Annotated in this window: 7 protein-coding genes; 4 read left to right on the forward strand and 3 right to left on the reverse strand. The window is 69.6% G+C overall.

What is annotated here, in order from left to right:
- Positions 1-82: 82 nt before the first annotated feature.
- The 4 genes from VH569_RS24225 to VH569_RS24240 all read left to right on the forward strand — a co-directional run bounded on the left by VH569_RS24225 (position 83) and on the right by VH569_RS24240 (position 9,335).
- A complete protein-coding gene (locus VH569_RS24225) occupies positions 83-5,128 on the forward strand; it encodes an AAA family ATPase (protein ID WP_423318586.1) in 5,046 nt (1,681 codons plus the stop codon).
- A complete protein-coding gene (locus VH569_RS24230; protein WP_423318588.1) occupies positions 5,125-6,645 on the forward strand; it encodes a response regulator in 1,521 nt (506 codons plus the stop codon). Before VH569_RS24225 ends, VH569_RS24230 begins: the two co-directional genes overlap by 4 nt.
- A complete protein-coding gene (locus VH569_RS24235) occupies positions 6,645-7,289 on the forward strand; it encodes a response regulator transcription factor (RefSeq protein WP_423318590.1) in 645 nt (214 codons plus the stop codon). The genes VH569_RS24230 and VH569_RS24235 overlap by 1 nt, the downstream gene beginning before the upstream one ends.
- Positions 7,290-7,745: 456 nt before the next feature.
- Positions 7,746-9,335, forward strand: coding sequence for a methyl-accepting chemotaxis protein (locus tag VH569_RS24240; RefSeq protein ID WP_423318592.1), 1,590 nt, complete (start codon positions 7,746-7,748; stop codon positions 9,333-9,335).
- Positions 9,336-9,356: 21 nt separating this feature from the next.
- On the opposite strand, the gene VH569_RS24245 is transcribed toward VH569_RS24240, so the two are convergent.
- From VH569_RS24245 to VH569_RS24255, 3 genes are read right to left on the reverse strand one after another with little or no spacing between them, the layout of a single operon-like run.
- A complete protein-coding gene (locus tag VH569_RS24245) occupies positions 9,357-10,436 on the reverse strand; it encodes an alpha-hydroxy acid oxidase (RefSeq protein WP_423318594.1) in 1,080 nt (359 codons plus the stop codon).
- Positions 10,433-11,095 (reverse strand): tetratricopeptide repeat protein, encoded by a 663-nt coding sequence (locus VH569_RS24250; RefSeq protein WP_423318595.1) that lies wholly within the window; start codon positions 11,093-11,095, stop codon positions 10,433-10,435. The genes VH569_RS24245 and VH569_RS24250 overlap by 4 nt, the downstream gene beginning before the upstream one ends.
- An 11-nt stretch (positions 11,096-11,106) precedes the next feature.
- Complete coding sequence (locus VH569_RS24255; RefSeq protein ID WP_423318597.1) at positions 11,107-11,793, reverse strand: Fe2+-dependent dioxygenase; 687 nt, start codon at positions 11,791-11,793, stop codon at positions 11,107-11,109.
- Positions 11,794-11,805 lie beyond the last annotated feature (12 nt).

Here is an 11,805-nt window from a genome sequence, read left to right on the forward strand (position 1 = left end):
CTGCCGGCGCATCGCGGCAATTTCCCCAACTGCGGCGGAATGCCGCTATCCTGCCGAGGCTGTGCTGGGGAAGGGCCGTTTCATGGAGTCCAGTCTAGACCATCTGACGGAGACGGGCTCCGGCACCCACGCGCTTGGCGGCGATGGGGAAACCCGGCTGCTGCGGGTGACGCGACCGGGCCAGCCCTTTCCGATCCTGGCGCGCATGGCGGAACCGGGTGTGCCCACCGATGCCGTGCTCGCCCGCCTGCGGCAGGAGCATGAGCTGTCGCCGCTGCTCGACCCCGCCTGGGCGGTGAAGCCGCTCGAGCTGCTGCGCCATGGTGCCGTGCCGGTGCTGACCCTGGCCGATCCGGGTGGGCAGCCGCTGCCGGCGCTGTCGCTGTCCATGCCTGCCGTATCCGCCGGGGCATTCCGCCAGCGGCTGTCCCTGGCGATCCGCATCGCCGCCGCGGTGGCGCGGCTGCACCGCCGCGGGATCCTGCATGGCGACCTGCGGCCCTTCAACCTGCTGGTCGGGGAGGATGGCGCGGTGCGGCTGACCGGCTTCGGCCGCGCCGCCGACCTGTCGGCCCCGCAACGGCAGGAGGTGGAGCGGCCGGCGGCGCTGCTGCCCTACATGGCGCCCGAGCAGTCGGGGCGGATGAACCGTCCGGTCGACCGGCGCAGCGACCTCTATGCGCTGGGCGTCACGCTCTACGAGCTGTTCACGGGAGAACTGCCCTTCGCCGCCCGCGATGCGATGGAGTGGGTCCACAGCCATCTCGCCCGCGCGCCGATCCCGCCGGCCACCCATGCTCCCGATCTGCCGCCGGCGATGTCCGGCATTCTGCTGCGGCTGCTCGCCAAGACGGCGGAGGACCGCTACCAGACCGCCGACGGCCTTGTCCGCGACCTCACCCACGCCCTCCAGCTCTGGGATGGGCAGGGCCGCATCCCGGCCTTCCCGCCCGGCAGCCGCGACCTGCCGGAGGGGCTGGAGCCGCCCGCCTCGCTCTATGGCCGGGAGGAACCGGTGGCCGTGCTCCAGGCCGCCTTCGATCGGGTCGCCGGGCGGGGCCGGATGGGCATCGTGCTGATTTCCGGCCGGTCCGGCGTGGGGAAGTCGGCGGTCGTCCATGCGCTGGAGGAACAACTGGTGCCGCCGCGTGGCCTGTTCGCCGCCGGCAAGTTCGACCAGGGCCGCCGCGACCTCCCCTATGCCAGTCTGGCGGAGGCCTTCCGCAGCCTGATCGCGCGCCTCCTCGCCCTGCCGGTTCCGCACCGCGACCAGTGGAGCCGCGGCCTTGCCGACGCGGTCGGCGACGGCGGCGCGCTGATGACCGCGCTGATCCCCAACCTCGCCCTGCTGATCGGCGAACAGCCGGCGGTGCCGCCGCTGCCGCCGCAGGAGGCGCAGAACCGCTTCGACCTGCTGTTCCGCCGCGTGCTCCAGCTCTTCGCCCGCGCCGACCACCCGCTGGTGCTGTTCCTCGACGATCTGCAATGGCTGGACCACGCGACGCTGGATCTGCTGAACCGGCTGGTCGCCGACGGCGGTATCGGTCATCTGCTGCTGATTGGCGCCTACCGCAGCGACGAGGTCGGGCCGGACCACCCGCTCGCTGCCCTGTTGGAGCGGATCAGGCGTTCGGCGGCAGAGCCTGCCGAAGCGGAAATCGATTGCTGCGAGATCGCGCTGGGACCGCTGTCGTCCGACGACCTGCGCCGGATGGTTTCCGACAGCCTGGACCGCAAGCCGGACGAGGTGGCGGCGCTGGCCGCCCTGCTGGAGGAGCGGACCGGCGGCAACGCCTTCTTCGCCGTGCAGCTCCTGACCGCGCTGGAGCGCTCCGGCCGGCTGTGGTTCGACCGCGAGGCAAAGCGCTGGGACTGGGACATGGCGGCGGTGGAGACGGCCCGGTCGGGCGCCAGCATTGCCACCTTGATGACCGAACGGCTCGGGCGCTTCCCGGCGCGGGCGCGCGACCTGCTGGCCCGGCTTGCCGCGCTGGGCGCCAGCGCTCCCCTCACGACCCTGGCGCTTGCCGCCGGCCTGACGGAGGCGGAAACCAGGCGCGATCTGGAGCCGGTTCTGGCCGAAGGGCTGATTCTGCGCAGCGACGGCGGTTACCGCTTCCTCCACGACCGGGTGCAGGAGGGGGCCTATGCGCTGGTGCCGGCCGAGGGGCGCAGCAGGCTCCATCTCGACATCGCCCGTGCGTTGCATCGCGGTTTCGCCGCCGATCTGTCGGGAGGGCGGCTGTTCGCGCTGGTCGGGCAGTATGACCGCTGCCTCTCCCTGATCCAGGACGGGCGCGAGCGGGAGGAGGTGGCGACGCTCCACCTCGCCGCCGGTCATCAGGCCAAGGCCGCCAGTGCCCACGGCTCCGCACTCGCCTATGCGCTGGCCGGGTTGCGCCTGCTGGAGGGCGGCCAGTGGGAGCGGCGGCACCGGCTGGCCTTCGCGCTGGAACATCTCCAGGCCGAATGCGAGTTCCTCAGCGGCGACCTGCAACGGGCGGAACTGCGGCTTCTCGGGCTGGTCGGGCGGAGCGGATGTCCGGCCGACCGCGCCGCCATCACCGCCCTGCTGGTGACCGTCTACACCGCCATCGACCGCAGCGACCGCGCCATCGACGCCTGCCTCGCCTATCTGCGCGGTGCCGGCATCGACTGGCCGGCCCACCCGCCGGCCGCCCTGGCCCATGAGGAGTACGCACGGCTGCGCGAGGCTATCGGCGGCCGGCCGATCAGTTCGCTGGCGGCGCTGTCGGCGGTGAACGATCCCGACAGCCGGGCGACGCTGGACGTGCTGGCGGCCGCCTTGCCGCCCGCCTTCTTCAGCGACCGTAACCTCGTCTGCCTGATCCTCTGCCGGATGGCGAACCTGACGCTCCAGCATGGGCGCAGCGATGCTTCCGCCCTGGGCTTCGCCTATCTCGGCATGATGGCCGGCCCCTATTTCGGCGATTATGACGCCGGCTACGCGTTCGGCCGGCTCGGCTACGATCTGGCGGAGCGGCACGGGCGGACGCGTTACCGGGCGCGGGTGCTGATGACGTTCGCCTATCATGTCGTGCCCTGGACCCGCGACATCCGCAGCGAGCGGCCGTTGCTCCTGCGCGCCTTCGAGGAGGCGCGGGAGGCCGGCGACGTCACCTATGGCGGTTTCACCAGCGTGACGCTGGTCACCAGCATGCTGGCGTCGGGCGATCCGCTGGCGACGGTGCAGCGCACGGCGGAGGCGCGGCTCGCCTATGTGCGGCAGGTGAAGTTCGGGCTGTGCGCCGACATCCTGACGACCCAGTTGCAGCTTGTGCGCGCCTTGCGCGGGCGGACCGACGAACTCGGCTCCTTCGACGGGCGCGGCTTCGACAATGCCGCCTTCGAGGCGCGGCTGCTGGCCAACCCCAGCCTGGACATCGCCACCTGCTGGCATTGGATCCGCACGCTCCAGCTCCGCTGCATCGCCGGCCGGATGGCGGCGGCGGTCGAGGCGGCCGAGCGCGCCGAGGGCCTTCTGTGGACCACCTCGGGCCATTGGGAGATGGCGGAGTTCCATTTCCACGCCGCCCTGGCCAGGGCCGGGGCGATGGACGGGGCGGAGCCGGAGGAGCGCGCCCGGCATGCCGTGGCGCTGTCCCGCCATCTCAACCAGTTGCGCGAATGGGCCGGCCACAGCCCCGACAGCTTCGACGCGCGCTTCGCCCTGGCGGAGGCGGAGGCGGCACGCACGCAGGGGCGGACCGAGGATGCGATGCGCGGCTACGACCGCGCCGTTCTGGCCGCCCGCCGCAACGCCCTGCCGCATGTGGAGGCGCTGGCCCATGAATGCGCCGCCGGCCTCTACCGCCGGATGGGGGTTCCCACGCTGGAGCTGGCCTGCATCCGCGAGGCGGCCGACCGCTACGCCCGTTGGGGCGCGACGGGCAAGGTCCGGCAGCTCGCCCGCCGCCATCCCTCCCTGACGCTGGAGTCGGGCGAGGCGGTGATGCCGGAGGCCCCGCGTGGGTTCGATGGGGTCGATCTGGCCTCTCTTCTGGAGACGCTGCGCACCGTTTCCGATCAGGCCGGCGTGGAGCAGCTGACCGCCACCCTGCTGACCCTGGTGCTGGAACATGCCGGCGCCAGCCGCGGCCTGCTGATCCTTGCCCGCGGCGAACGGCTGCGCGTGGAGGCGGAGGCGACCATCGGCCTCTATGGCGTGTCGGTCCGGCTGGTGCAGGAGGATGCTGACCGTTTCCCGCTGCCCCACACCATCATCCATGGCGCCGTCCGTGACCAGGAGGCGGTGATCGTCGACGACACCCGCGCCGCCGGCCCGCTGTCCGCCGATCCCTATTTCCAGGAGACGGAGGCGCGCTCCATCCTGTGTCTGCCGCTGGTCCGCCGCCGCCGTGTCGTCGGACTGCTGCATCTGGAGAATGCGCTGGCGACCTACGCCTTCACCCCGCAGCGGGTCAATGTTCTGACCCTGCTCGGCGCCCAGGCGGCGGCCTCGCTGGAGACGGCGACGCTGGAGGAGAAGGACGCGCTGCTGAAGGAAATCCACCATCGGGTGAAGAACAACCTCCAGCTCGTCACCAGCCTGCTCAACCTCCAATCCCGCCGCATCGAGGACAAGGCGGTGGCAGCATTGTTCGCCGACAGCCGCGACCGCGTGCGCTCGATGGCGTTGGTGCACGAAAGCCTCTACCGTTTGGGCAACTTCGCCTGGGTGCCGATGCGCGAGCATCTGGAATCGGTCTGTGCCCATCTGCTGCGCGCCTATTCCCGAAATGCCGGGGCGGTGCGGCTGGAAACCGAACTCGACGACCTGAAGCTGGACCTCGACCGCGCGGTGCCCTGCGGGCTGATCGTCAACGAACTGATCTCCAACGCGCTGAAGCATGCCTTTCCGGGCGGGCAGGGTGGGGTTCTGCGGATCGCCCTGACCACCGACGGGCAGGAGTGCCGCCTGTCCGTCCGGGACGACGGCGTGGGCTTGCCCGAAGGATGCGATCCCGATAGGATGGAGTCCGTAGGCTTTCAGCTTGTTTCGGACTTGACCAGTCAGTTGCACGGTGCATTGAAGTACAGGTCGGGTGCCGGTTCAGAATTCATCGTTACCTTTCCTTTGAAGGGGCGCAATCGGGGAAGTCAATGATCGCGGCACGCATCCTGATCGTCGAAGACGACCGCATCGTTGCGCGCGATATTCAGCATCAACTGTCCCGCATGGGTCATGTGGTTGTCGGCATGTCTGCCAGCGGCGAGGATGCCGTGCGGATGGCTTGCAGCCAGCAACCCGATCTCGTCCTGATGGACATCCGCCTGGAAGGGGAGATGGACGGGATCGAGGCGGCACGCCGGATCCGCGACGCCCACCGCATCCCTATCGTCTTCCTGACCGCCTATGCCAACGACGAGGTCGTGCATCGCGCCAGCCTGACGGAGCCCTTCGGCTATCTGCTGAAGCCCTTCGAAGAGCCGCAGATGCGCACCGTGATCCAGATGGCGCTGTACAAGCATGCCAGCGACACCAGGCTGCGCCTCAGCGAGCGGCGCTATGCTGCGACTCTGGCCAGCATCCGCGACGGCGTCATTCTGTGCAACCGCGACGGCCGGGTCGATTTCATGAACCGTGCGGCGGAGACGATGACCGGCTGGACCGCCGCGGAGGCCGCCGGACAGCCGCTGTCGGTCGTCTTCGTCGTGGTCGACGAGGAAACGCAGCAGCCGCTGGAGGATTTCTCCGCCGTCGTCCTGCGCAGCGGCGACTTCGCCCCGCCGGAACGGCAATCCCGCCTGTTGCCGCGCGGCGGGGATGCGGATGCTTTGCCGGCCGGGATCGTCGTCGAGGAGCGTTGCTCCGCCATCATCGACGACCGTGGGGATTTTGTCGGATCGATCCTGGTTTTCCGCGATCTGACCCAGCGCCGCCGGATCGCCGAGGCCTTGCGCACGGCCCAGGCCGACCTCGCCCATATCGGCCGGCTGACCATGATGGGGGAACTGGCCGCCGCCGTCGCACATGAGGTGAACCAGCCGCTGATGGCCATTGTCACCAATGCCGGAACCTGCCTCCAGCACCTGTCGCAGCCTCAGCCCGACCTCGACAAGACCCGCATGGTGGTGGAGCGGATCGTGCGCGACGCCCAGCGGGCCGGCGACGTGGTGCGCAGCATCCGCGCGCTGGCCCGCCGGACTCCGGTCGATCCCGGCTGGGTCGACATCAGCGCGCTGACCGCCGACACGCTGGAACTGGTGCGGGCCGAGCTGCGCCGCGCCCGCATCACGGTGGAAACCGATCTTCAGGCCGGTCCGCCCTGGGTCCATGGCGACCGGGTGCAGTTGCAGCAGCTCGTCCTCAATCTGGTGATGAACGCCATCGAGGCGATGTCCGCCGACGATCTGCCCGAACGGCGGCTGCGCATCGTCACCGGCAGCGACGGCGGCTGGCTCCGCGTCCGGGTCGAGGACAGCGGGCCGGGCATCGTCGACACCGACATCGACGCCATCTTCCGCGCGCTGTACACCACCAAGCCCGACGGGCTGGGCATGGGCCTGTCGATCAGCCGGTCGATCGTCGAGCTGCATGGCGGACGGCTGACCGCGACGCCCGGCACGTCGGGCGGGAGCGTGTTCGAATTCGTGCTGCCCGTATCGCCCGGAGGAAAGTGATGGTGAGGAAGGCGGAGGCTGTGGCCGCGGTAGAGACCGTCGTCATCATCGACGACGATGAAGCCGTCCGCGAGGCGCTGGAGGGGCTGCTCGATTCCGTCGGCTTGCAGGTCAGGAGCTACGGCTCGGTCCAGCAGTATGTCGACCAGCGGCCGGCCATCGACGTCGGCTGCATGGTGCTGGACGTGCGGTTGCCGGGGCGCAGCGGCCTGGATTTCCAGGCGGAACTCGCGCGCTCCGGCAACAGCCTGCCGGTGATCTTCATCAGCGGCCATGCCGACGTGCCGATGTCGGTGCGCGCCATGAAGGCGGGAGCTTTCGAGTTCCTGACGAAGCCCGTGCATCACCAGGAGCTTCTGGACGCCATCCATGCCGCCATCGCCGCCCATGGCGAGCGCCGCTGCCAGGAGCGCGGCCTGACCACCCAGCGTGCCCGCTTCGACACGCTGACCCCGCGGGAACGCGAGATCACGTTGATGGTGGTGTCCGGTCTGCGCAACAAGCAGATCGCCGACGATCTCGGACTCAGCGAGGCGACGGTGAAGCTGCACCGCGGCCAGGCCATGCGCAAGATGGAGGCCCGCTCCGTCGTGGAACTGGTACGCATCGTCGACAGCCTGACCGCGACCGGCCGGACCCAGTAGGGGGCAGTTGTCCGCCTTCGCCTGTGAGCCTCCTTGGCATGTCGGATCCCAATCATATGACCATTTCCATAGATCCGTCGCCACGGACCGGCACGGCGATGGCCCGCGACGGAATCCTCCCCGGCAAGCGCGTCGACCGGCAACGATGGCGCAACGGCGGCCAATTTGTTGAACTAAGCTTTCGAAGTGATCGTTGCCCTTCGATCAATCCGTATGACTGAGACAATCACCCGAAGAGAAGTCAGGAATTTATTCTAACTTTTTCTTAAGTATTCTCCCGTTTTTCCTGTCTGACATGGGTGCCGGAAAAGGCATACGCCGCAAAAGAAGAGCAAGGCGCCGTTGGCGGGACTAAATCGGGGATTGGGTATGACGATCAGGGCTTTGTCCCTTGCGGGCAAGACTGTGATGCTCTGCGGCGGTGGGCTGCTGTTGCTTGCATTCTCTACATTCGGTGTGAATGAATTTCTGCTGACCAGCTATGCCGACCGGGTGGCGATGGAGCGGCAGGAAACCAACATGCGCGTCGCCTGGGACGTGCTGAACCAGTATGGACAGGCATTCGATGCGCATGACGGCAAGCTGTTTGCCGGCGAGCGCGCTCTGAACGACTTCTTCGAGCCGGTGGATCGGGTCAAGCGGCTGGTCGGCGGCACCGCGACCCTGTTCATGGGCGACCGCCGCGTCGCCACCAACGTGCTGAAGCCGGACGGCGGCCGCGCGGTCGGGACGACGCTGGCGAAGGGTCCGGTCTACGACGCCGTGCTGGGGCGCGGCGTGCCCTATCGCGGGCAGGCCGACATTCTGGGCACGCCCTTCTACACCGCCTACGACCCGATCAAGGCGCCGGACGGCCGTGTCGTCGGCATCCTCTATGTCGGCATTCCGAAGGCGGAGTTCTTCGCGGCGATCCGCGATACCCAGGCGATGATCGCGGTCATAAGCGCCATCGTCACCCTGCTGGTCGCCGCCGGCTGCCTGCTGCTGGCGCGTCGCATGTTCCGGCCGCTGTCCGGTATCCGTGTCGCGATGGAGGAACTGGCGCGTGGCAACCTGTCGGCCGCCATCCCGGCGCTGGGCCGCAAGGACGAGATCGGCGGCATGGCCAGGGCGCTCGGCGTGTTCAAGGAGAACGCGCTGGAGGTCGCCCAACTGCACGAGGCCCAGGCGGCGGAGCGAGCGCGGTCGGTTCAGGAACGCCGTGCGGCGATGGAGGAGGTGGCGCAGTCTTTCGAAGGTTCGCTTCTGGGCGTCGTCGGCGTGCTGAGCGCCACCACGACGCAGTTGCAGGCCAATGCCCAGCGCCTGCACGACATCGCCGAGACCGGCAGCGTCCGCGCCCACACCGTCAGCACCGCGGCGGGCGAGGCCAGCGACGACGTGCGCACCGTCGCCGGTGCTGCGGAGGAGATGAGTAGCTCCATCGGCGAGGTCGGCCGGCAGGTGGAGGAGTCCGCCCGCATGGTCCGCAGCGCGGTGGAGGAGGTGACCCGCACCAACCACACGATGGACGGGCTGGCCGCCGCCGCCAGCAAGATCGGCGAGGTGGTGACGCTGATCCAGGACATCGCGGCGCAGACCAACCTGCTGGCGCTGAACGCCACCATCGAGGCGGCGCGGGCGGGAGAGGCCGGCAAGGGTTTCGCCGTCGTCGCCGGCGAGGTGAAGACGCTCGCCAACCAGACCGCGCGCGCCACCGACGACATCGCCCGCCAAGTGGCGGAAATCCAGGCGGTGACCGGCCATGCGGTGGAGGCCATCGAAGGGATCGGCCGCACCGTGCTGTCGGTCAGCGACCTCGTCGGCCGCATCGCCGTCTCCGCCGACCACCAGAGCGCCACCACCGCCGACATCGCCCAGTCGGTCCAGCGCGCCGCCGACCGCACGACGGAGGTCACCCACAACATCGAGGAGGTCTCGCAGTCCGCGCACGAGACCGGCGTGATGGCCTCTGAAGTCCGCGCCGCCGCCGCCGACTTGGGCCGGCAGGCGCTGTCCCTGCGCGATCAGGCGGAGGAGTTCCTCCGCCATGTCCGGGCGGCTTGATACCGCAATCAGGCGCCGCGATCAGCCGCCGAAGATCACCGAGCGATCGATGTCCGGCAGGGTCGGCCGCCCGGTGAGCGCCATGGCGACCTCCAGTTCGGTTTGCAGCAGGGTCAGCATGTGGGCGACGCCGGCCATGCCGCCGACGGCCAGCGCATGCAGCACCGGCTGACCTACCAGCACCGCGTCGGCGCCCAGCGCCAGCGCCTTCAGGATGTCGGTGCCGCGGCGGATGCCGCCATCCATCAGGACCGGCAGACGGCGGGCCGCCCGCTCCGCCACCGCCGGCAGGGCGTCGATGCCGGCGGGTAGGGTATCCAGCGTCCGGCCGCCATGGTTGGAGACGATCAGGCCGCCGGTCCCGGCGGCGATGGCGGGCTCCACATCCTCGGGATTGAGGATGCCCTTCAGCAGGACGGGCAGGCCCGTTTCGCTGCACAGCCACGCCACCATGTCCCAGGTCGGGGCGGCGTGCAGCATGCCCTGGAAAACCGGGCTGCCGGGGCGGGCCGGGCGGAAATCGTCGGGAGCGAGGCCGGCGAGGTTCACTGGGGCGATGGTTGGCGGCAGGCGGAAGCCGGCGCGCTGTTCCATGTTGCGCATCCCGTTCACCGGCGCGTCCACCGTCAGAACCAGCGCCTTGCAGCCGGCATCCTCCGCCCGCCGCACCAGGGTCAGCGTGTCCTCCCGCCGCGGCTGGCTGTAGAGCTGGAACCACAGGGGCGCCGTCGCCCGCCGGGCGATCTCGTCTACCCGGACGCTGGCCTGGGTGCTGACGGTCATCCAGCTGCGGGTCAGGCCGGCGGCCTCCACCGTCGCCAGTTCGCCGTCGGGATGGACCAGCCTGTGGTGGGCCATCGGCGCCAGGACGATGGGATAATCCAGCACTTCCCCGAACAGCTCGGATCGGGCGGTGGCGCCGGACAGGTTGCGCAGGACGCGCGGCATCAGCCGCAGGCGGTCGAAGGCCTCGCGGTTGGCGCGCTGGGTGATGCCGTCGGCCCCGGCCCCGGCGATGTAGGCGCGGGTCGCCGGATCGATCCGGCCGTTGAAATGCCGCTCATAGTCGGACAGCGACACGGTGTCGGGCGGGACGATCATCGACAAGCCTCCTTCCGGCTTTCGGCCAGCCTCAGGGCCTCGGCGGCCAGCGCCTGGATCTGCGGATCGGGATGCGGCGCCAGGGCCGCCGCCATGCTGCGGTAGAAGTCGGGAAAACCGCTGTCGAGCGCGAGGCGGAACCAGCGCAGCGCCTCCTCCCTCGCACCGTCCCCGATCAGCAGGCGGGCATGGTTGAAGCGGCCCCAGCAATCGCCGCCCTCCGCCGCCGCCTTGAACAGGGCACGCGCCGCGGCCTCGTCGGCCGGCACCGCGCGCCCGCTCTCGTGGAACAGGCCCAGCATGTTCAACGCCTTGGCATTGCCCTTGGCGGCGGAGGCGGCATAGAGCCGATAGGCGGCCTCGTCATCCCTGGCGACGCCGATCCCGCGGCAATGGAGGTCGGCCAGATTGAACATCGCCCAGCCGTCGCCGAGATCGGCCGCCTTGCGATAATGGGCCGCCGCCTGGACGGGATCGGCGGGAACGCCCCAGCCATGTTCATGGCAACGGCCGAGCAGGTTGATGGCGCGGGCGTCGCCGCCGCGCGCCGCGCTGCGGAACCAGGCGAAGGCCTGCCCGCCCTCGCCGCGGTCGAGGCAGGACTGGCCGAGCGCCAGCAGGGTGTCCGCCGGGCCGATGTCGCGGGAGGTGGACCGCATCGGAGCCGTCCTCACACCTCCGCCCAGCGGCGCAGCAGGTTGTGGTAATGGTTGACCAGCGACAGGACGGCATGGTGGTTGTCGCCCAACTCCTGCCGCAGCTCGATGATCGCCATGTCGAGATCGTAGAGCATGGCGCGCAGCCCGTCGTCGCGCACCATCGACTGGGTGAAGAAGAAGGAGGCCCAGCGCGATCCGCGCGTCACCGGGCTGACCTGATGCAGGCTGCTGGACGGATAGACCACCGCATGCCCCGCCGGCAGCTTGACCGGCCGGGTGCCGTAGGTGTCCTCGACGATCAGCTCGCCGCCCTCGTACTCCTCGGGATCGCTGAGGAAGATGGTGGTCGACACGTCGGCCCGCATGCGCATGCCGCCGGTTCCGGGGATCGCGCGGATGCTGTTGTCGACGTGATAGCCGTAGGTCATGGCGTGGTCGTAGCGGTTGAACATCGGCGGTAGCACGCGCAGCGGCAAGGCGGCGGAATTGAAGGCCGGGCTGCGGGCCAGCGCGCGCAGGATGACGGTGCCAAGCTCCCGCGCGGTGTCGCTCTCCTCCGGGATTTGCAGATTGCGCTTGGCGCTTGCCGCCTGATCGCCCGCGGTCACCCGCCCGTCGACCCAGGGCGATGCCTCCAGCACCGTGCGGCACTGCGCGATCTCATCCGCGGTGAGGATGTCGGGGATCTGCAGGAGCATGGGGTGGTTCCT

The organism is Azospirillum sp. 11R-A (assembly GCF_049472615.1).
GTDB lineage: Bacteria > Pseudomonadota > Alphaproteobacteria > Azospirillales > Azospirillaceae > Azospirillum > Azospirillum palustre.

What these genes read in the sequence shown, in the direction of transcription:
- VH569_RS24250 (WP_423318595.1), bottom strand. Translation starts at nt 11,095, where the DNA reads ATGCGGTCCACCTCCCGCGACATCGGCCCGGCGGACACCCTGCTGGCG.
- VH569_RS24230 (WP_423318588.1), top strand. Translation starts at nt 5,125, where the DNA reads ATGATCGCGGCACGCATCCTGATCGTCGAAGACGACCGCATCGTTGCG.
- VH569_RS24255 (WP_423318597.1), bottom strand. Translation starts at nt 11,793, where the DNA reads ATGCTCCTGCAGATCCCCGACATCCTCACCGCGGATGAGATCGCGCAG.
- VH569_RS24235 (WP_423318590.1), top strand. Translation starts at nt 6,645, where the DNA reads ATGGTGAGGAAGGCGGAGGCTGTGGCCGCGGTAGAGACCGTCGTCATC.
- VH569_RS24245 (WP_423318594.1), bottom strand. Translation starts at nt 10,436, where the DNA reads ATGATCGTCCCGCCCGACACCGTGTCGCTGTCCGACTATGAGCGGCAT.
- VH569_RS24225 (WP_423318586.1), top strand. Translation starts at nt 83, where the DNA reads ATGGAGTCCAGTCTAGACCATCTGACGGAGACGGGCTCCGGCACCCAC.